Origin of the sequence: Halobacteriovorax sp. XZX-3 (genome assembly GCF_043196495.1) — a bacterium.
GTDB lineage: Bacteria > Bdellovibrionota > Bacteriovoracia > Bacteriovoracales > Bacteriovoracaceae > Halobacteriovorax_A.
The window spans coordinates 1,816,441-1,837,395 of record NZ_JBEBMO010000001.1; the positions used below are offsets into that span (position 1 = coordinate 1,816,441).

The following is a 20,955-nucleotide window of genomic DNA, read 5'->3' on the forward strand; positions in this document are numbered from 1 at the left end:
TGAGCAGCAATATATAGCAAGTATCGTCATACATGAGCAAAATATTACTGAATTTCCTGTCCTAGAGGCTTTTGTAACAAAATTTAACCAACCCTTCCACTCTTTTAATAATAACCGTAAAATAAATGCAGATGTTAAAACAACGTTAATTTAAATTCATGAATACGTTAAAGAAGGTTTATTGATGGAAAATTTATTTAATAATCTCGATCTAAATGAGGTGAATAAGTTCAATGCTGGCTGCTGTGTTGAGCACCTTGATATAAAAATTACTGAAGCAGGAAACGACTACTTAGTTGCGACGATGCCTGTAGATGAAAGAACAAGACAGCCATACGGCGTTCTTCATGGAGGAGCAAGTTGTGTCCTTGCGGAATCAGTTGGATCAATCGCTTCAAATATTATTTTAGATTCTTCAAAATTCTATGCTGCTGGTTTGGAGATAAATGCAAATCATGTGCGTCCAGTTCAATCAGGAATTGTTACTGCAAAAGCAACGGCCATCCATCTTGGAAAATCGACACACATCTGGGATATCCGCATCACAGACGAGAAAGACAAATTAGTTTGTATCTCTCGCCTGACGATGGCAGTTATTAAGAAATAATTTTTTATTTTTTAAGAAGTCGAGCTGGCATCTCAAAGGCTTCGTTAGTGAGTTTCTCACCAGTCTTTGGGTGCCTAACAGTTCTCAGTGCTACGAAGTGAAAAAGAAGTGGATTGATTGAGTAGATCTCATTTAAGATCTCTCTTTCTTCCTCTGTAATAAATCCTTTCTCTACAAGATCAGTCGTACGGTAAATCCAGTTAATTGCAGGAAGAGGATAATCTGATCCATACATTACACGTGAGTGAAATTGTTTATTTTCAATCATTTCAATTAGAGGCTCACTAAGTCTTTCATAAATGATAAGTGCCGATAGATCTGTGAAGAGGTTTTTCTCATATTTCTTTTCTTTGAAAAGTCTCCAAAACAAATCAGAACACTCTGCTTGTACTCCACCATTATCTAGATCCTCACATTTTCCACGTGAAGCGGCGTGAGAGATAATTACATCAACACCAAGATCAAGTGCATGACGTAGGCGAAGTGGATTTCCTAACTCTTGAAACTTATCACCCTCTACAGCTTTCTCTTCACCGGCATGTGTAATAAGAGTCATATTATATTTCTTAAGCGCTTTATAAAATGGAATAACTTTTTTATTTGCAGGATCGATACCCATTGCATTTGGTAACCATTTTACAAACTTCACACCACGAGCGGCCCATTTTTCTAATTCTTGAATTGCATCTTTACGGTAAGGATGTACTGAAGCAACCATTTTAAAATTCACAGGATGTTCTTGTGATAACTTCCAAATATATTCATTAGGCACATGAAATTCTGAATGCGTAAGATCTTTTGAACCATCTAACTTATAATGATAATCAAAAGCAAGTGCATAGGCTGGAATAAAGTGTGGCTGGTAAGTCATCAGTTCAACGAGACGGGCCACATATTGCTCATCTGCTTGTGACTTATCATCAACTCCAGAAGCGGAAATATAAACATTAAAACGATTATATTTTGATAAGTGATTATACCAATCTTGCATATCTGGGTTTACCCAAATACCACTTCCACTATTCCCAAGACCCACGATATGTAAGTGAGTATCTCTTAATTTCTTTAGATCAATTCCATCGTAAGATTTTTCAACAAAGTCTTTTACATGTTTCGGAAGTTTTTCATATTCATTTGGTTTGTAATCAAAATCGCCACCAAGTTTTCCATAGAGGAGAGAACACGATGACAATAGCATTGCGAGAGTAATAAATAATAAATTTTTCATTAAAATAACCTTAGACCTTTTTTATAGTCGTATTTAACTTGTAGAAGCACACTGAAGTGATCATGATCATCACGGTCGTGATTTACTCCTAAGATAGTATCGTAAGTCCACTTATCTTTTTTAAATTGATTTAACATTCCAACATAAGCAGTATCTTGCTTACTTTTTTCAGACCAAGAACGAAAGTGAAGAACTCCAAATGTATATGTATCGCTATACTGGTAAGCGATGATATTTCTCATAACATTCACAATATCATTCGTATCTATTTCCATTGAATGAAGAGCATTTACAACAAGTCCTGAGTAGCCGCTGTACTTAAAAAACTCTCTCTGATAATCGTTTATTGTGACAAACTTTTTATAAGCTAGAACATTTTCTATTCTTAAATATGAACGTGTACCGTCTGCATCACATATCTGTGTTTCACAATCAAAAGTTGAAAGCTCCTTCGATGAACGCCAAACTTGTTCAGTTCCGGCAGTGAAGCCTAAAATTGAAACTGGAAAAAAATCGATACGGCCACCAACGGAATTGATCGAACCACTTGTATTGAAATAAGCAGACTCACGAATGAAGCCATAAATTTGTTCGTTATATCGCCACATCTCCTGGCTGATTCCAGCATCAACTCTCGCCGCTGCTCCTAGGATATAAGAACGATACCCAGCTGATGCGGATAAATCATATGTTGCTTGAATGTTAAACGTAATCAGACATAAACACAGAAATAAAAACTTATTCTTCATTAATCAACTCTTTTGCAATTTGTGAGATCTCACGACCTCTTGGCGTACGTATTAAAAAACCTTCTTTTAAAAGAAAGGGTTCATAAACATCTTCAATCGTAGAGCGGTCTTCAGCAAGAGTTGCACAAAGTGCTTCTATACCTACAGGACCTCCCCCATAATACTGTTGAATAACAGAAAGGATGCGTCTATCCATACGATCCAACCCGTGTTCATCAATTTCCATCATTTCTAGAGATTTTTTCACATCATTAATATTAACGTGAGAAGAATCACGAACAATAGCGAAGTCACGCACGCGACGAAGAACACGATTAGCGATTCTTGGAGTACCTCGAGCACATCTTGCCATTAAGTGCTCTGCATCTTCGTCTATTTGAATTCCGATTTTCTTAGCGTTATTAGAAATAATTTTTGCTAGTTCATCAGCTTTATAAAAATCAAAATGAAAATGTGCCATAAAACGATCACGAAGAGGATTTGACAATAACCCTGATCTTGTCGTGGCCCCAATTAATGTAAATGGAGCAATTTCAATTTGCATAGTTCTTGCAGCGGCACCATCACCAATAACAATATCGAGGCGATAATCTTCCATTGCTGAATAAAGAATTTCTTCAACAGAAATATGCATGCGATGAATTTCATCGATAAAAAGAACATCACGAGGCTCTAAATTCGTAAGAATCGCCGCAAGATCACCCTTCTTCTCAATGGCCGGTCCCGATATAACATGAAGCTGGCTTCCAAGCGCATTAGCAATAATCATGGCAAGAGATGTCTTTCCTAGTCCAGGAGGACCTGAAAGAAGTGCATGGTCCATAGACTGTTTTCTTTTAACAGCGGAAGTAACCATCACATCAATATTTTGTACGATTTTTTTCTGACCTATATATTCAGAAAAATCTTTCGGCCTTAAAACAATTTCTTTTCTTGTTTCTTCTTCATCAAGTGTTGGATCAAAAAAACGTCCTTCAGACATTTACACCTCTTTTAAAACAAGGTGAACTAATTGTTCCGCCCTTGTAATTTGGTTTTCATCTAAAATTCTTTTTGCAAGTGGCATCACTTTATCTTCAGTAAAACCAAGTTCTTTACAGGCCATGATTGCATCATTCATTAGTGCTGAATCATGATTAACAACTTCTGATACACTTTCTTCAAATAGCTCAAGATTTAGAGGTGCTTGAGAGATTGATTGTGCTGTCTGATTCGCAGAAGCAGAAGCTTTAGAATACATTTTTATTTTTTGTGCTTTTCCACTTAAATCAAGAATGATCTGTGAAGCAGCTTTCGCTCCTACACCAGGTGCCTTTTGTAGTGTTTTCTTATTATCAAAAGTAATGGCATCAATTATGTTATCCACACCAATACTTGTCACAAGAGCAAATGCTCCTTTAGGACCAACACCTTTTACACTTAAAAGTAATTCAAATGTTTTCTTCTCTCTCAAAGATCGGAAACCAAAAAGTTCTTCACTTGCCTCTTTCACAATATGTGAGATGAAGATTGCAGCAACTGAGCCCTCTGGTAAAACATGTTGAAAATAAATTTGGTGACCTACCCCAGAAGGAGTAAAAAGAATTAATTCGTTTCCATCGCTGAAAACAACTTCGCCTTGTAATAGACCAATCATATAACCTACTTAGAAAATACTTCTTTTAATGTACGTGCTTTTGTACGAGTATGAGACGATTTTCCCTTTATTTTTGCCCTTTGTCCACGATTCAACGCGTGACAAAGCGCTATAGCAAGGGCATCCGACTCATCATGTGACTTGAAATCTAGCTTACCAAAAATCATATTTAGAGATCGATCAACACTTTCTTTTGAAGCAAGACCATGTCCAGTAACACTAGATTTTATTAAGTTCGGTGAATACTCTGTGATTTTACCTTGATACTTATCAGATAAACCTGCAATTAGTGCTCCCCTCGCTTGAGCAAGCTTTGATAATGCGGGAATACTTTTTACGTAAATCAAAGCCTCAACTGAAATCTCATCAGGTTTATACATTGAGACTATATCTTTAATTGAAGAAGAAATCGTTGCTAAACGATCAAGAAACTCCGGTATCTTATCAAATTTTAAAACACCCGAATCGACATATTTAAATTTTCGACCTTCAACTTCGATAACCGCCCAACCAGTGGTACGAGATCCCGGGTCAATTCCTAGAATATACATAGATTTAGTATAAACGAAAAATTCGAATTTACGAGCGATCTACGCCTTTTATCATGTGGCCAATATAAAAAACTGCAGATCCACCAATAAATTGATAGAGCTCAAGCATTTCATAGTCACCTTTTTGTAAACCTACAAAAAGACAAAGCCCAACTGACGCGAAACCGATTAATTGTAATGCAAGTCCTAACCAAAAAAACATATCAATTGAATACGACTTAATTCTGAAATTGCCAATACCAAGCTATAAAGATAATATGTGATAATGCAAAATGAGACAAAATTACTATATGCGCAACCCGTCATAGAAAGGCAGGTTGAACTTCTTAAAGAAGAGTGTGGCTCCCTAAAAAGTATGGGTACGACACCTTGTTTAAAAGTAATTCTTGTAGGTAATAATCCCGCAAGTGTTATTTATACAAATAGTAAGAAGAAGTTTGCAGAAAAAATTGGTGCAAGTTGCGAAATCGTTAATCTAGAAGATTCGATTAGTGAGGAAGAATTCCTCAAAATCGTAAACCAATTTAATAAAGATCCATCAGTTCACGGGATCCTTATACAACTTCCACTACCAAAATCGCTCTCTCAAGTAGATACAACAGACCTTGTTGTTCCTCATAAAGATGTTGATGGTTTTCACTACGAAAATGTTGCTAAGCTTTACCGTGGGCAACTTGGTGAAACATCAATGATTCCTTGTACGCCAAAAGGTATTGTTACAATGGCCAAGTACTACGGAATTGATTTTACAGGAAAGAATGTTGTCATCGTTGGAAGAAGTCTTATCGTTGGGAAACCACTTTCACTTCTCCTAACAAATTTAAATGCAACTGTTACACTTGCACACTCTAAAACTCAAAACTTAAAAGAGCTAACTCAATCAGCCGATATTATTGTGACAGCAATTGGTTCACCAAAGCTCTTTACTAAAGAATATTTCAGAAATGATCAGACACAAGTTGTCTTCGATGTCGGTATTAATCGAAGTATTGATGGCAAACTTTGCGGTGACTGCGACTTTGACAATATAAAAGATCAACTTGCGGCAATTACTCCAGTTCCTAAAGGAATTGGCCCAATGACAATCTTCAGTGTCTCTCAAAATTTAATTAGCGCAGCTAAAAAATAAAAACCTAAGGAAATTTATGAAACAAACATCACTTACACAGGCGCATCGCGACCTTAAGGCAAAAATGGCAGACTTTGCAGGATATGAAATGCCTATTCAGTACGCTGGAGTAAAAGCAGAAGTTGAAGCGGTAAGAAGCAACATCGGTGTTTTCGATGTTTCACATATGGGTGAATTCTTTGTAACTGGTCCAGATGCTGTAGCCTTCGTTGACTATGTTATCACTAACGATTTTACTAATGCGGAAACAGGAAAAGCTGTTTACTCGCCACTATGCCGTGAGAATGGAACAGTAATTGATGACCTTATTGCATATAAACTTGAAGAACAAAAAGTTTTAATTTGTGTAAATGCGGCCAATATTGAAAAAGATTGGAATTGGATATCTTCGAAAACTGAAGGTTTTGATATTGAACTAACAAATCAGTCTGATGACTATTCTCTTCTTGCGATTCAAGGTCCTAAAACTGAAGAAGTACTTTCTAAACTAGGTTTTGATTCAGTTAAAAATGCTGCTTACTACTCTGCTTATGAAAGTAATTGGAATGGTGCTGCAGTAATCATGGCAAGAACAGGATACACAGGTGAAGATGGATTCGAAGTATTTGGTTCACATGAAACAATACAGAAACTATGGTCGGATCTTTTAAGTGCACAAGTTACACCTTGTGGCCTAGCATCACGTGATGTTCTTAGACTTGAAGTTTGTTATCCACTATATGGCCATGAGCTTAATGACGAATTAACTCCACTCGATGCTGCCCTAAAGTGGACTGTTAAACTAAATAAAGAAAAATTTATTGGAAAGGAAGCGCTATTAGAAGCCGCTGCAAACTATAGACTAGTTAAACTTTCTATTGATAAAGGTATTCCAAGAGAAGGTTACGAGATTCTAAATGACCAAGATCAAGTTATCGGTAAAGTAACAAGTGGTACGATGTCAGTAACTAACTCTCAAGGGATTTGCCTAGGGCTAGTTAAGCGTGATTTATTTCCTGAAAATAAGAAATTTAGAATACAAATTCGAAAGAATGTAATAGATTCAAACTATCATACAAAACCATTTGTTACCGGAGGGCACAAATAATGACTAATATTCCAACTGATCTTAAATATACAAAAGAGCACGAATGGGCAAAGATTGAAGGTGATATCGTAACTGTAGGTATTACAGATTTCGCTCAAAACTCTTTAGGTGATATTGTTTTTGTTGAGCTACCAGAAGTAGGTCAAGAGTTCTCAAAAGACGACACTTTTGGTGTTGTTGAATCAATTAAATCGGCAAGTGATCTTTATATTCCGGTTTCAGGTGTTATCACTGAAATCAATGAAGAACTACCAGATTCACCAGATAATTTAAACTCTGAACCATATGAATCTTGGATGATAAAAGTTAAAATTACAGATCAAGAAGAGCTTTCTGAGTTACTTTCTAACGAAGAATACGAAAGCCTTTGTCAAGAATAAACAAAATAAAATCTATTTCAAATTCTTACATATGCCCTCGAAATGAGGGCATTTTTTTATTTCAGTAACTTACAAATTTATATCTTAAAAATATTTTCAATTGACCAACTTTTTCCTTTACGAAGTCCTACGAAGGCTTCATACTCGCAATCTCCAATGTTCATCATTAAATAGAGACAGGTATTAAATGCATAATCAAGAATCTATTCAGCTAATCAATACTGCAATCATCAAGGGTAAAGAGAAAAAGATCGATACTACTTATGAGGATAGATTAAACCAAGCTTGTAATTCGTCTGCTATTGCTGCAATCTCAAATGCCATTCAACAACTAGCAGAGACAGATCGTATCTCATACGATCAAGCCGCTATTAAAATCGTTGAAACGATTAAAGAATTAGATCAGGTTTGGACTGACTACGTTCTCATGGAAGGTATTAACAACATTAAGAAGATGCTTAAAGGAAATACAAAGCACTAAGACTTAGTTCTTTGTAACTGCAAAACCCCAATCAATATTTGCGTGACCATTTTTAACTAAACCAGATGGTGGGTTAGGAAATGGCCCGGCTTTATTGAAAGCTTCTACAGCGGCGTCATCTAATTCTTTAACTCCAGAAGTACCATTTACAATAACGTTAATAATCTTACCGTCATTATCTAAAACGACACGTACATTTGTGAGAAATTTTTCACCAGCTGGTCCACGACGATTTTGACGATATAAGGACTCCATCTTTTCTCGCAGAGTAGCGCCCCAATGTTGCTCTAACTGTTGCTTAATTCTGAAGTAGAAACCGTAGTATTTATATTCAACTGTATTTAGTTTAGTAAAATCACCTAATTTAACATCTTCAAGGTGATCATTTGAACTAGCAATACCTCTGTGGTTCTTGCTACCTGTCTTAGTACCTTTAACTAGGTTTTGATCCTTTTGGAGGGGAGAATTTTGTGCGACTGCAAAGTCTTCAAAACTGATTCGACCAGATTTTGACTTTGTCATTTTACGTTGCTCTTTCTTCTTTGTCTTTGAACCCTGTTTCTTTTGATCAATTTTTGAGTTACCGACACCACCGATGTTAAATGCAGCAACTTCCTTGGCCTTCGTTTCACGATCGACTTTATTATTTGTTTCACTCAAGTATTTTGCATCATCTGCGAGTTCTTGATTTGTCTTGGCGGCTGTCACGATCTGACGAGGCTTATCTCTATTAAGTCTTAGACGGATTCGCTCAGGTTCTTTTTCTTCTTGTGGTTTAGTTAATGACAAAGAAATTGAAGTTAGCTTTGAAGGCATCAAAGAGATATGTACAACTAGCGATAGAGCTATTGCTAGATATATATATGTCTTGTGATTTTTATGAACTAATTCCAAAGTGTCTCCGAGAAACTAAGTATTCTTTAGCCTTCTCGGAGAAAATATCGAAAAATTTACTACATATTTTGATTAATTGTTAAAGAAATCGTCATCTTCAAGAATTGCACCTGTTTCTTGACTATTTTCCTCTTTTTTAAAGAAGTTATTCTTAGAATTAGAGCCAGGTTCAGTTCCTTCAACAAAACTTTCCAAAAACTTTGATCCAGAGCCATTTGCTAACTCACCTGTCTTCTTATCGATCGAAACATTCACAATTCCTGGAGGCATTTGGAAGTCTCTTTCACCGTAGATCTGAATAGAACGTTGCATATATGATTTCCAAATTGGCATCGAAGCTCTTGTTCCTGTTTCCGGCCAACCCATAGTTTGGTTATCATCCATCCCCGTCCAAACACCTGTTACGATATTTTGAGAAAATCCTAAGAACCAAGCATCCACATAACTACTTGTTGTACCTGTTTTACCACCTAAGAATTGACTTACACTTAGAGCGCCTCGTCCTGTACCATTATGGACAACACCCTTTAAAAGGTTAGTCATAATAAATGCTAATCTTGGATCGTATACCTGTTCTTCATCTAAATTTAATAAATACGGATTGACTGCTTCTTTTTCAAACTCATTATGAGAATCACCTTCTTTCTCACGTACATTGTCAGTTTGATTTAGATTCTTTGACTCTTTAGCTAATTTTTCTAGCTCAAGTTTTGACTGAGTCGCAAAGTCATCTTGGAAGTAATACTCTTTTCCATTTCTATCTGTAATTGAAATAATTGATTTCGGCAGAACCTTCTTTCCTCCATTAGGGAAGATAGAGTATGCACGAATCATTTCTAGTAACGTTACACCAAAAGAGCCAAGAGAAATCGACATATCATTTGGCATATCTGCATGAAAATTGATTCGATCTAGATAGTTGAAAATTTTATCCATTCCAAGATCGAGAGCAATCTTAATTGTTGGAATATTTCGACTGTATTCAAGTGACTCTCTAAAAGTCATTGGACCTTTAAATTTACCATCATAATTTCTTGGTTTCCAATTAAGAGCCTGATTAGCTCCTCCAAGAGCTTCTGGAGTATCAAGAATGATTGTATTGGGTTGATAACCATTTTCTAAAGCAGCGGCAAACAGAAGCGGTTTAAAGGCAGAACCTGGTTGACGCTTAGATTGTAGTGCACGGTTAAATTCACTTTTATCGAAATCAACACCACCAACCATTGAAATCACTTCACCAGTAAATGGGTTCAAACTCATTAAAGCTGCTTGAACTTTAGGTTCTTGCTCAAGCGTACACTCTAAATACATTTGCTCTTCTAATGTTTTATAATCTTTTAGCTTTTTATAAGTATTGGCATATTGTGAATAGACATGTTCTGAAAACTTCGTGCTGAAATCTTTAATCTTCACATGAATAATATCCCCTTTCTTTAAAATATCATTAGGGTTCTTTATATATGGGAAATACTTACGTGCATCCGTATATTTTCTTTCGTGTGCCCAACGAAATGATTCATAAGGGATAACTCCAGTAATACCACCTACAGAAATAATAATATTTCTCATACGGCCATCAAGACGAAGCACTACTGCTTTATATAACTTATCCTTTTCAAGTTGACCTAATAACTGATCATCAGCATTATAACCAGGATAGAATCTCGAAGAGTAGAGCTTTGACATATGCTCTTGTGTGAACTCCTTAAGTACTGCGAGCTCATCTTCTTTTAATTGCAGTTCATATTCCCTTTCATTATTTTCAGAAAGTGTAAAATAATTAGACTTATCTTTGTAAAGCTCAACTCGAAACTCTTCAATATACTTATCAAGTTCTTCTAGTTCGATATGACCGATTGGTCCTTGGAAACCTTGGCGTTTATCAATTTCTTCTGCACCGATCTTGATATTTTCTTCAGCAGTCTTTTGAAGGTCATAATTAAGAGTTGTCTGAACAGTGAAGCCTTCAGTTAAAAACTTCTCTTCTCCAACAATATCAATTGCCTGTCTACGTACCCAGTCAGTGAAATATCCCGCAAGGAATGGACTATTCTTTCTAAGCTGATACTTGATTTTTTCTTTTAGGGCAGCCTGATATTCTTCTTTAGTAATTTTCTTATTCGCAAACATACGGCCAAGAACATATGCCTGTCTCGTTTTTGCATGTTGTGGATTACGATAAGGAGAATACTTACCAGGAGCAACAAGTAGCCCTGCAATTAGTGCAGACTCAGCAACGGTTGCTTCATTTAATTCCTTATTAAAGTAGCCACGAAATGCAGACTTTACTCCATAGTATCCACCACCAAGATAAACTTGGTTTAGATAAAGAAATAAAATCTCTTCCTTATTAAATCTCTTTTCAATTTTTTGAGCTAAAAGAAAGTCTTTAATCTTTCTTGTAATTGATCTTTCTGATGAAAGTAAAAGTGACTTAGCTACCTGTTGCGTAATTGTTGAACCACCCTGAACAACACGCCCCGCTTTCAAGTTAGCGACTAGAGCCCTTAGTACTCCAAAGTAATCAACACCATCATGATTGTAGAAATTTGAATCTTCTGCAGATAAGAAGGAATCAACAATTCGTGGAGGTATCTCATTAAACTCAACGACTTCTCTATTCTCTTTTCCAATGTCATATAAAACAACACCATCTTTTGAAAGAATTTTCGATTTAATTGGTGGATTATAATCTGCAAGACTACTAATTTTTGGTAACGTAAAAGAAAAGTATACTAGTATCGAAAAAACAAATAATCCTCCAAATAAAACCAAGAAGGACATTAATACTAATAATCTTTTTAAATGTTTCATAAATTCTCTTTTATAATTTCACACTTCTTCATTAAGCTAAAATTTTGCTTAGGCATATTGATTTGAATCATTTTACCATTTATCTGATTTTTCGAAACCGATAAGTTTTTCTCATATGAAAACACGAACACTCTCTGGGCAATTAAACGAGCGATATCTTCATTTGTTATTTCAATTTGAGCGGCCAGTATTTTCTTATTATTTTCAATATTATTTTTTAAGCCTTCGACAATATTACCCTTCGTCATAAATGTGATATTACCGTTCACTCCTACTGTTGTTAAGTAGTAGGCGATACTAGACTTCTTTATTGTCCTAGCATCTAGCTCTAAATTTTCTACAATTTCTTGTGCATTCGTACGTTCTTTCAATCTAAAGAACTTCCACTTAACAAGTTCAGGCTTCTTTGTTTGAGCTAACATTGCTGCTATTGCCGAAGAACTACCAATACCAGCAACAAAATTAATTTTCACATCATTTTTAAGCAGGCATGAAACATAGTCCATAACATCAGTATCAAAATCTGAACTTGCACCAATAATGATTCCTACTGTATTGATTTTTTCAGAAGTTTGTAACGCTTGTGTATTTGGATTGACCTGACCAGGCCCATACTCAGTATAAGATGACTGCTCATCGACAGAAGGAATAATATTTGTTTCCTCTGCATCGAGTGAAATTGTGACCACTCTTTGTTCTTCTTCAGGTTGTTTTTGGCAAGTATTACTTAAGAAGACAAAAACAAAAAATATAAGAATGAAATTTAGCTTATTCAATTTCTTTTTCTTCTAACTTATCTGTTAATTCTAGAACTTTCTTTTCAACTTTTTCTAAGTAGCCCTTACTATCAGTATATAGCTTAACCCCTTCTTCAAAGTTTTTTAAACTATCGTCTAGAGTAAGTTCTCCCGACTCAAGTCCGTGAACTAGTTCTTCTAATCTCTTTAAATTTTGTTCAATATCAATTTTCTTGGCCATATCTCACCGTGTCATAAATTCAACATTAATAATTCCAATGTGAACTAATATTCCCATACTTTGCATATTCTTTAAATAAAAAGGTGTGATAATCACTACTTACATCATGGGTCATTTTTACCTATGTAGGTAATTTGGCACCCCGATTGGTATAGTTAAAGAAGAATTTGCCAGGAGGGCAGATGAAAGAATTATGGGTACCGCTATCCGGTGCAATCGCACAACAACAGAAAGTTGATACAATTGCCAATAATGTTGCAAACGCAAACACGCCTGGATTTAAAAAAGATCAACTCGCTTTCAAAGAATACTTAACAGCACTAGATAAAGGTGTTGAAGATATTGATTTACCTAATAAGGAATGGGCCCCTGAAGACTTCTATCGAAGCTATGGAGCAGAGCATGCCATGGTTAAGGTAGATGGATCATTCACAAATTTTACGCAAGGTACATTATCTCCTACTAGCAATCCGTTAGATATTGGACTTCGTGGAAATGGATTTCTCGCCATAGAAACACCTAAAGGTGTGCGCTACACAAGGCGCGGAACTCTTTCACTACGTCAAGATGGTGTTATCACAACACAGCAAGGCTATCCTGTTTTAAACAGAGAAGATAACCAACCAATATCAGTTCCACCTGGAACGAGAAATATTACATTTGCTCTAGATGGTGCAGTCTACGCTAATAACAATCAAGTTGGTTCACTAAATATTGCTGAATTCAATGATATGCATGCACTAAGAAAAGAAGGCAATTCACTTTATATCAATAATAATGAAGGTAATCTGAAAGAACAGATTAATACATCAGTCCACCAAGGCTTTATTGAACAATCAAATGTAAATGCCGTGTCTGAGATGTCTGAGCTAATTAAAGCTCACCGTCATTTTGAATCAATACAAAAAGCAATTAAAACTTATGATCAAATTAGCTCTAAGTCAGTTAATGAAATGATCAAATTTTGAGGTAGTATGAAAAATATTGTTCTTTTTATTACATTCTTACTCATGGCCCGTTATTCATTTGGAATGATGAAGGCCCTTAATATTGCAGCAACAGGGATGGCCACTCAGGAGATGCACGTTAACACAATCTCTAACAACGTCGCTAACTTAAATACAATTGGGTACAAGAAGCAAAGAGCTGAATCTGAAGATCTTATGTATGAAACAATTACAGAAGCTGGATCACGTTCGGATGCAAACTCAAATTACACAGTAGGTGTACAAGTAGGTTCAGGATCGAAAATTAGTGGTGTCAGAAAAGTATTTTCGGCCGGAGCACCAAAAATCACAAATAACCCATTTGATCTAATGATCAATGGTGATGGCTTCTTTGGAATCATTAAACCAAATGGACAAATTGTTTATACAAGAGATGGTGCATTCAATGTAAATGCACAAGGACAACTTGTTTCTAAACAGGGTTACCAAGTATTTCCAGGAATTACATTTCCACCAGGTGTAGCATCTGTGAGTATCGGAAACGATGGAAACGTTGAAGCATACTTCAATGGTCAAGTTGAACCACAAGTTGTTGGTCAAATTCCAGTATTCACATTTGTAAATAACCCAGGCCTACACAATGATGGTGGGAACTTCTATCGTCAAACAACAGCAAGTGGACAACCAATTCAAGGAATTGCAGGAACAAATAATGCAGGTTCAATGCAACAGGGTGCACTTGAAATGGCAAATGTTAGTCTTATGAATGAAATGACAGATCTTATCAAGGCCCAAAGGGCATATGAAATGAACTCAAAAGTAATGGGAGTAGCAGACCAAATGCTACAAACAGTAAACAATATTACAAGATAATAGGAAGTTGAGAGAGAGTGTTTAAACTAATTCTTCTAACATTTATAACAAGCTTTTCTTATGCGAACTCTTGCGAGATTTCTCTGGCACAAAAGAATTATCGTGTCGAAAACTCTGAGATTCCATATGAATCACAAAATTGTAACCGTTCTCAACTAGAGATCTTAAACGAAATGCTTATCTCTGCACGTGGAAACTTCTATTTGAATCACAGCAGAGACCTAAAGCAGAATGACATAAATCTACTGACAAAAGATTCCGTCATTATCGATTTGGAAGATATTGTAAAAACTCAGTTTACAATTCAAGACGATTGGAAAGTTAATTTCAAATCACGATCTCCTATTAAAACTCTTCAAACAGATAACCTTACAACAATTGAGCTCATGTGCAATGAGTGTAACAAGCTTGGTCATAATAAACTTAAAGTATCTGTTGATGGCGTAGCTAAGTGGTTTGAAATAATTGTTCAAAAGCCTATTAAAGCTATTGTTGCAAAAAATGAAATTGGTCTTAACTTTAAATCAATCAACACAAATAATGTTGAAGAGAAGACAATTTATACAACAGATGAAAAAGCTGTATTCAAAAACTTAGAAGAGATAGCATTTTATAAATCTAATAAAATTATCTCTCCGGGTGAAACTATTAATAAGAGAGACTTATCCCCTATTAACCTAGTCTCTTTTGGCGTTCCAGTGAAAGTCATACTTAACACCAATGGTATCAAACTGACAGGACAAGCTCTTCCAATGTCAACAGGCAAGCTACAAGATTTTATCAAAGTGAAAAACATTAAAACAAATAAAGTATTCACAGCGAAAGTAATTGGACTCAATGAAGTGAAGGTAGATTTATGAGAAAAATTTTATTTTTAACATTAGCACTATTAACAACATCTTGTGCTAACTACATTAACAAAATGTACAACGAGCTTGACGGGGTTAACCAAAGAGAGCTTGAACAAAAAAGAGCAAATGTTGATAATACATTTGACCAATATCGAAACTCTTACCCTGACAGAAGGAAGACTTCTTCAAATACGCCAAATATGACACCTCAGGTGCAAAGAAAGTACAACAACAATCAAATAGCAGCACAACCAAAAAGAGTAACCGCTAATAGCTTCCATGATCAAGGAAACACCGGTAGCCTTTGGGCCGGAAACGGAAATGAGAACTATCTATTTACTAAAAACAAGTGGAAGAGAAATGGTGATATTATTTTAGTAAATGTGCAAACTCGTCTTAAAAATGACATCACGATGGAACTAAAAAGAGCTTTCCCTCCAGTACCTTCTCTTGGTGGACAAACTCCAGAAAGTACAACACAGACTACAACACCAGGTCAGGCCCAAGCTAACACAACTGCTGAAGAGGGCGAAGACATGAGTGCATCTAACAAAGTTCACGACAAAATCTCAGGAGTAATTGTCGAAGAGATTAGCCGTGACCACTTACTTGTTCGCGGTCAAAAAAATGTTTTATTTAAAAATCGTAAACACCTTGTTGAGTTACAAGCATTAATATCGCGTAAAGATATTAATGAAGACGACACAATTGATTCAACAAAATTCTTAGAAAGCTCTGTAACGGTATTGAGGTAATTGATGTTTAAAAAGTTAATCTTTGGTCTTATTCTTCTATCTTTTGGAACACATATTGAAGCCAAAATGAGCCGTTTAAAAGATCTTGTCGATGTTAAAGGCGTCCGAAACAATCCGATCGTTGGTTACGGTTTAGTCGTAGGATTAAATGGAACCGGTGATGGTGGTGGTGAAGTAACTAATACATCTCTAAAGCGTATGTTTCAAAAGCTTGGACTTAACCCACAAAATGAAATTAGTTCAAAGAATGTAGCTGCCGTAATTGTTACAGCTGAACTTCCGTCTTTTAGTAGAGTTGGTCAAAAAATGGATGTTAAAGTTTCATCTATTGGTGATGCTTCTTCATTAGCAGGTGGAACACTTCTTATCACTCCTCTTAAAGGTGGTGATGGAAACGTATATGCTGTAGCAAATGGATCAATTTCAATTGGTGGTTTAGAAAACGGTAAAAAATTTGCTACGACAGGACTTATTCCTCAAGGAGCAATTGTTGAACGCGAGCTACAATTAGATTTTGATAAGAAGAAATCACTGCGATTAGCACTGAAAAGTCCAGACTTCACAACAGCTGCTAGAATTGAGAAAACAATTAATCAAGAGCTAGGTGGAAAATATGCCATAGCAAAGGACTCAAATACTGTTGATATTATTGTACCAATACAGTACCAAAGAAAAATTGTACAACTTCTAGCAATCATCGAAAACTTTAAAGTTCATACGGATCGCATTGCGAAGATTATCATCAACGAGAGAACTGGTACAATTGTAGCTGGTGGAGATATTGCAGTTAAAGCTGTTGCAATTTCTCATGGTGGTTTAAATATTCAAGTAAATGACAAAAAGAAAGATACGAGTGAAGGAAATGTACGACTAGTTGACAAGACTACTACACTAAATGATCTCGTTAAAAGCTTGAATGCATTGGGGGCCACACCTGAAGATCTAATTTCGATTTTTCAAGCACTTAAGAGAAATGGTGCTCTAGTTGGAGAAATTGAGCTAATTTAACTTTCAATGTCAAATAGCATTTTTTACCATTTTTTTAGGCTAGGTATAAAAAAACTAAAAAAAATGTTAAAATATTAATGATAATGGGCTTTTCAAGGATTGAGCGGCCAGAAACTCAGGATGAGTATTATGAATGAAATCAAAATTCATAGACCACAAATTCAAAACAGAAATGCACAAAATTCTGTTCGTCCTGTAAATTCTGAAAACTATATTCCTGAAGAGATCAAAGGTGCTGCCCAAGGGCTTGAAGCACAATTTAACGAGTTAATGGTTAAAGAAATGACTAAGTCACTTAACAGTGGCGTACAAAGTACAGCAGGTAATTTCTATAACGGTCTAATAACAAGTGAACGTGCTAAAGCACTTGTTAAAGAAGACAGCCAAATACAGAAGATGATTTTGAATGAGATTTATCCAAAGCATATGAGGAATGAACAGAATTATCAGAATTATTTGGACAATAAAAATAAGTATGCACAGAACCAAATTCGCATTGAAGAGGGACCAACTCAACCTTCTCAAGGAATAGCAATGAAGCAGGCAAAACAAATTGGAGTAAAGTATGAGTAGTGTAACAAATACGAGATCAAGTTTCTTTCCAAATGCTAAGACTACGGCCGATAGATCGCAAGAGATCCAAAAGCAAGCTCCAGTTCAAAGAAATACGATCGCTCAAAAAGCTTACATCGATAACCAAACAAGAAATGATGCCAGAGTTTCTATTCCAGATGCTGTAAAAGACTTTGCTCACATCAAGAAAGCTGTTGATGCAGCTCCCGAGATTGATAACTCTGCAAAAATTGCTGCACTTAAAGCGCAAATCCAAGGTGGTAACTACAAAATGGATTACGACAAAATGGCAGACAAAATTCTTGGGGAAGAGTTCGGAGTATAATGAAAACGCAACTAGCTACATATTACTTTCAAATCACAGATATCTGGAAGTCACAGTGTGAACTTCACTACAAGCTATTTGACTTAACTTGTGATGAATACGCTCTCCTACTTGATAGCAAGATAGATGAACTAGAAGAAAAGGTTGCTGAAAAGTCAGGAATCATTTCAAAAATAGAAGTAAATGAAAAAGCAAGAAATCAAATTCTTGCAAATATTCAAAGGGATTATAAAGAATTAAAAATTAATTCGATTACAGATCTTATTGATTTTTTCTCAAAGTTTGAAGCTGAAAAAGAAGGAAAACATCTTTTTCGATTCAATGGTCTTTTGGTTGATATCATTGAAAAAATTCAAACTCAAAACAAGAAGAACCAATTATTTATTAACAAAGCGCTAAACTCTCTTCGCGAGATTAGAGAAAGTGCAATGGGTACTAAGACAGTATCTACATATAATGCCAAGGGTATCACTCAGCAAAGATCGCTTGAGCGAAATCCTTAATTGGAGCTTATTTGTCTACACGTCTGTTAAACATTGCGAATACAGGACTTAACGCCTCTAAAAAATCACTAGAGGTGACGTCGCATAATATTTCCAATGCAAATACAGAAGGCTACTCTCGTCAACGTGTTCACCAACAATCAAATATGCCACTGATCAAAGATGGTTTAATTACTGGTAGTGGTACAAGAATTAAAAGTATTAATCGTGTTCACGATAAATTCGTTGAAAGAAAATTACGAGATAGTCAAAGTAGTGAATCGTACTACAATAACAGAGCTGAACAAATGAGTCGCGTTGAAGATATCTTTAACGAAATCGATAATGAAGGATTAAATCAAATCCTTAACAATTTCTTCAACTCTTTTCGTGATCTTGCGAATCAACCAGAAAACGAAACAGTACGTTCCGTTGTACGTGACAAAGCTCAACTAATCGTAAAAGACTTTAGAAGAATTGCTGAGACTCTAGATGAAATCTCTAAGAGTATTGATGATAAAATTGCAATCTCTGTTAAGGATGCAAATCAACATATTGATTCGATTGCACTTCTAAACAGAAAAATTAGAGAACTTGAAGCAACGGGTGACGAAACTGGAGATCTTCGAGATCAGCGAGATGTATCTGTAAAAGAACTATCGAAAATTATTAAAATTCATACTTATCAAGATGAGCGTGGAAATTATAACGTACAATCTCCAGGGGTTGGTACACTTGTTACTGCTGCCCAAGCACAAAAACTTGGAACATATGTATTTGGTAAAGATGAGTCGACAAATGGCCAAGATGGTTCAATGGAAATCTTCTGGGAAAGCCGCTCAGGTCAACAGATCACAGAAAAGTTCCAAGGTGGATCTCTAGGTGCAGTTATTAAAGTTCGTAATAACGACATCAAGCAATTAAAAGAAAAACTAGATCAGACAGCTTATGATTTCATGAATTATGTTAACGCTATCCATAGAAGAGGATATGTGAATCGTGAAATTCAAACTGATGCTAATGGAAACCCAGCTGCAATGGATAATAAAGGTCCAACAACTGGTAATAACTTTTTCTCTACACCAATGAAAATAGAAGGTGCTGCACTTAACATTGATTTAAGTGATGCTATTAAATCAGATATATCTAATATCGCAACGGCACTATCACCAAATAGCCCCGGGGATAACCGTGTTGCCATCGCAATTTCTAAGCTACAACACGAAAGATTAATGGCCGGTGGAACAGCAACATTAGAAGAAGATTATCTTAAAACTGTTGGTAGTGTCGGACTTGAAACTGGTAAGGCAAAACTCGATGCTGAACAATCTGAGGGACTTCTTGCACAAGCGAATTCTATTCGCGAAAGAATTAGTGGTGTTTCAATCGATGAAGAAGCGGCAAATATGATTAAGTACCAGCACGCGTACGAAGCTGCTGCTAAAGTAATGAAAACTGCAAATGAAATGTTTGATACTGTTTTATCAATTAAGCAGTAATTAGGATTATTGAAAAATGACTAGAGTGTCAGAAAATTCAACGACTCTTTCAATTAGGCATACGCTTAACAAGCACAAGTCTAAGATGGAAGACCTGCAAATGAAGGGAACGACTCTTAAGAGTATGCGTAAACCTTCAGATAATCCTGCAGCAAATATTGAAGCACTTCAAATCTCAAGTGTTACTAAAGATAATTCTCAATTTAAGCGAAATGCAGACTTTGCACTTCTTCAATTAAATATCACAGAGAAAGCTCTCGAAAATTTAACAGATATTCTTGGTAAGGCCAAAGAGATTGCAATTGCACAGTCTTCAGATATTTATAATGAAGATGTGAGAAATAACGTTGCAAACGAAGTTCACCAACTTCGAAACCTTGCCCTATCGATTGCTAACAAACGAGTAGGACAGCGCTATATTTTCTCTGGCTTTAAAACTCTCGATACTCCATTTAATGAAAATGGTGAGTACAAGGGAGATAATGGTCATATCACTCTTGAGGTGGGTAAAGACTTCTTCGTTCAGGTTAACCTGCACGGCAAGGAAGTTTTTATGGCCGAATCAGAAACAGATTCACAAGTTAAGCATCCTCTGGAGAAATTTCCCGAGATGGCAGATTCACGAGAAAAAAGTAAAAATCGTGAAATTATGTCCGATGAAAATAACCGAGAGATTGCATCAGCACCAATCAGTGAAGATGCTGGAAAATATAAAGAATCGGCCAATATTTTTGGACTACTCGATTCTCTAGCTATCTCTCTAGAAAATAATGACCCTGATCAAATTCAAAATCTTTTAGAAAAATTTGATACAGCGGTAACACGTCTCGTTACATTGCGAACACGTGTAGGTTCAGTTGCAAGTTCAGTTATGGCCAACGTGAACTCGATTGAAGCAAATAATATCGACAATATGGAAAGAAAGAGCAAGCTCGTCGATGCAGATGTAACTGAGTTATTCTCAGACATTACGCGTCAACAAGAGATCTTAAAAACAGCGTACAAAACTTCCGAGGGGCTCTTAAACAAGAACCTATTGGACTTTCTACGCTAACACGCTGCTGCTACTTTTTTTTTATTTAGTTGATTTTTTACTTGATTTTTAAAG

General features: G+C 35.8%; 25 protein-coding genes. 15 read left to right on the forward strand and 10 right to left on the reverse strand.

Annotated features, from left to right (window positions below; translation table 11 throughout):
* Window positions 1-184 precede the first annotated feature (184 nt).
* On the forward strand, window positions 185-607 hold the full coding sequence (locus ABMA70_RS08700; protein ID WP_103218703.1) for a hotdog fold thioesterase: 423 nt from the start codon (window positions 185-187) through the stop codon (window positions 605-607).
* A gap of 4 nt (window positions 608-611) precedes the next feature.
* Here ABMA70_RS08700 and ABMA70_RS08705 read toward each other — a convergent pair whose 3' ends face one another.
* From ABMA70_RS08705 to ABMA70_RS08730, 6 genes are read right to left on the reverse strand one after another with little or no spacing between them, the layout of a single operon-like run.
* A complete protein-coding gene (locus ABMA70_RS08705; RefSeq protein WP_392994139.1) occupies window positions 612-1,835 on the reverse strand; it encodes an amidohydrolase family protein in 1,224 nt (407 codons plus the stop codon).
* On the reverse strand, window positions 1,835-2,584 hold the full coding sequence (locus ABMA70_RS08710; RefSeq protein ID WP_103218701.1) for a hypothetical protein: 750 nt from the start codon (window positions 2,582-2,584) through the stop codon (window positions 1,835-1,837). Before ABMA70_RS08710 ends, ABMA70_RS08705 begins: the two co-directional genes overlap by 1 nt.
* Window positions 2,574-3,566, reverse strand: coding sequence for a Holliday junction branch migration DNA helicase RuvB (gene ruvB / locus ABMA70_RS08715; RefSeq protein WP_103218700.1), 993 nt, complete (start codon window positions 3,564-3,566; stop codon window positions 2,574-2,576). Before ruvB ends, ABMA70_RS08710 begins: the two co-directional genes overlap by 11 nt.
* Window positions 3,567-4,220, reverse strand: a complete 654-nt coding sequence (gene ruvA, locus ABMA70_RS08720; protein ID WP_392994136.1) for a Holliday junction branch migration protein RuvA — start codon at window positions 4,218-4,220, stop codon at window positions 3,567-3,569.
* Window positions 4,221-4,225: 5 nt separating this feature from the next.
* Complete coding sequence (ruvC, locus tag ABMA70_RS08725) at window positions 4,226-4,771, reverse strand: crossover junction endodeoxyribonuclease RuvC (RefSeq protein ID WP_392994133.1); 546 nt, start codon at window positions 4,769-4,771, stop codon at window positions 4,226-4,228.
* Between the two features lie 28 nt (window positions 4,772-4,799).
* Window positions 4,800-4,973: a hypothetical protein gene (locus tag ABMA70_RS08730; RefSeq protein WP_021267658.1), complete on the reverse strand. Its 174-nt coding sequence runs from the start codon at window positions 4,971-4,973 to the stop codon at window positions 4,800-4,802.
* A gap of 63 nt (window positions 4,974-5,036) precedes the next feature.
* Between ABMA70_RS08730 and ABMA70_RS08735 the strand changes: the two genes are divergently transcribed.
* The 4 genes from ABMA70_RS08735 (at window position 5,037) to ABMA70_RS08750 (ending at window position 7,848) form a co-directional block, all read left to right on the forward strand.
* A complete protein-coding gene (locus ABMA70_RS08735) occupies window positions 5,037-5,900 on the forward strand; it encodes a bifunctional 5,10-methylenetetrahydrofolate dehydrogenase/5,10-methenyltetrahydrofolate cyclohydrolase (protein WP_392994130.1) in 864 nt (287 codons plus the stop codon).
* 16 nt (window positions 5,901-5,916) lie between these two features.
* Window positions 5,917-6,987, forward strand: coding sequence for a glycine cleavage system aminomethyltransferase GcvT (gcvT, locus tag ABMA70_RS08740; protein WP_392994128.1), 1,071 nt, complete (start codon window positions 5,917-5,919; stop codon window positions 6,985-6,987).
* Complete coding sequence (gcvH, locus tag ABMA70_RS08745) at window positions 6,987-7,367, forward strand: glycine cleavage system protein GcvH (protein WP_103218695.1); 381 nt, start codon at window positions 6,987-6,989, stop codon at window positions 7,365-7,367. The genes gcvT and gcvH overlap by 1 nt, the downstream gene beginning before the upstream one ends.
* Window positions 7,368-7,554: 187 nt before the next feature.
* Window positions 7,555-7,848, forward strand: a complete 294-nt coding sequence (locus ABMA70_RS08750; protein ID WP_021267699.1) for a hypothetical protein — start codon at window positions 7,555-7,557, stop codon at window positions 7,846-7,848.
* A gap of 3 nt (window positions 7,849-7,851) precedes the next feature.
* Here ABMA70_RS08750 and ABMA70_RS08755 read toward each other — a convergent pair whose 3' ends face one another.
* From ABMA70_RS08755 to xseB, 4 genes are all read right to left on the reverse strand, one after another.
* Window positions 7,852-8,742 (reverse strand): energy transducer TonB, encoded by an 891-nt coding sequence (locus ABMA70_RS08755; RefSeq protein ID WP_103218694.1) that lies wholly within the window; start codon window positions 8,740-8,742, stop codon window positions 7,852-7,854.
* 72 nt (window positions 8,743-8,814) lie between these two features.
* Window positions 8,815-11,556, reverse strand: coding sequence for a penicillin-binding protein 1A (locus ABMA70_RS08760; RefSeq protein ID WP_392994124.1), 2,742 nt, complete (start codon window positions 11,554-11,556; stop codon window positions 8,815-8,817).
* Complete coding sequence (locus ABMA70_RS08765) at window positions 11,553-12,332, reverse strand: hypothetical protein (protein WP_392994121.1); 780 nt, start codon at window positions 12,330-12,332, stop codon at window positions 11,553-11,555. The genes ABMA70_RS08760 and ABMA70_RS08765 overlap by 4 nt, the downstream gene beginning before the upstream one ends.
* Window positions 12,325-12,534, reverse strand: a complete 210-nt coding sequence (gene xseB, locus ABMA70_RS08770) for an exodeoxyribonuclease VII small subunit (RefSeq protein ID WP_199177562.1) — start codon at window positions 12,532-12,534, stop codon at window positions 12,325-12,327. The genes ABMA70_RS08765 and xseB overlap by 8 nt, the downstream gene beginning before the upstream one ends.
* A gap of 182 nt (window positions 12,535-12,716) precedes the next feature.
* Here xseB and flgF point away from each other — a divergent pair, with 182 nt between their 5' ends.
* From flgF to flgL, 10 genes are all read left to right on the forward strand, one after another.
* A complete protein-coding gene (gene flgF / locus ABMA70_RS08775) occupies window positions 12,717-13,502 on the forward strand; it encodes a flagellar basal-body rod protein FlgF (protein ID WP_103218691.1) in 786 nt (261 codons plus the stop codon).
* A 6-nt stretch (window positions 13,503-13,508) separates the two neighbouring features.
* Window positions 13,509-14,354 (forward strand): flagellar basal-body rod protein FlgG, encoded by an 846-nt coding sequence (gene flgG / locus ABMA70_RS08780; protein ID WP_233189729.1) that lies wholly within the window; start codon window positions 13,509-13,511, stop codon window positions 14,352-14,354.
* A gap of 17 nt (window positions 14,355-14,371) precedes the next feature.
* Window positions 14,372-15,214, forward strand: coding sequence for a flagellar basal body P-ring formation chaperone FlgA (gene flgA, locus ABMA70_RS08785; protein ID WP_103218690.1), 843 nt, complete (start codon window positions 14,372-14,374; stop codon window positions 15,212-15,214).
* Complete coding sequence (locus ABMA70_RS08790; RefSeq protein WP_103218689.1) at window positions 15,211-15,960, forward strand: flagellar basal body L-ring protein FlgH; 750 nt, start codon at window positions 15,211-15,213, stop codon at window positions 15,958-15,960. The genes flgA and ABMA70_RS08790 overlap by 4 nt, the downstream gene beginning before the upstream one ends.
* Window positions 15,961-15,963: 3 nt before the next feature.
* Window positions 15,964-16,968, forward strand: a complete 1,005-nt coding sequence (locus ABMA70_RS08795; RefSeq protein WP_103218688.1) for a flagellar basal body P-ring protein FlgI — start codon at window positions 15,964-15,966, stop codon at window positions 16,966-16,968.
* 129 nt (window positions 16,969-17,097) lie between these two features.
* A complete protein-coding gene (locus ABMA70_RS08800) occupies window positions 17,098-17,541 on the forward strand; it encodes a hypothetical protein (protein WP_103218687.1) in 444 nt (147 codons plus the stop codon).
* Window positions 17,534-17,866 (forward strand): flagellar biosynthesis anti-sigma factor FlgM, encoded by a 333-nt coding sequence (gene flgM / locus ABMA70_RS08805; RefSeq protein ID WP_103218686.1) that lies wholly within the window; start codon window positions 17,534-17,536, stop codon window positions 17,864-17,866. Before ABMA70_RS08800 ends, flgM begins: the two co-directional genes overlap by 8 nt.
* Window positions 17,866-18,369, forward strand: coding sequence for a flagellar protein FlgN (locus ABMA70_RS08810; RefSeq protein WP_103218685.1), 504 nt, complete (start codon window positions 17,866-17,868; stop codon window positions 18,367-18,369). The genes flgM and ABMA70_RS08810 overlap by 1 nt, the downstream gene beginning before the upstream one ends.
* A gap of 11 nt (window positions 18,370-18,380) precedes the next feature.
* Complete coding sequence (flgK, locus tag ABMA70_RS08815; protein ID WP_158246917.1) at window positions 18,381-19,847, forward strand: flagellar hook-associated protein FlgK; 1,467 nt, start codon at window positions 18,381-18,383, stop codon at window positions 19,845-19,847.
* A 16-nt stretch (window positions 19,848-19,863) separates the two neighbouring features.
* The gene (flgL, locus tag ABMA70_RS08820) at window positions 19,864-20,901 is read left to right on the forward strand and encodes a flagellar hook-associated protein FlgL (protein ID WP_103218683.1); all 1,038 of its coding nucleotides are present in this window, start codon (window positions 19,864-19,866) and stop codon (window positions 20,899-20,901) included.
* Window positions 20,902-20,955: the final 54 nt, after the last annotated feature.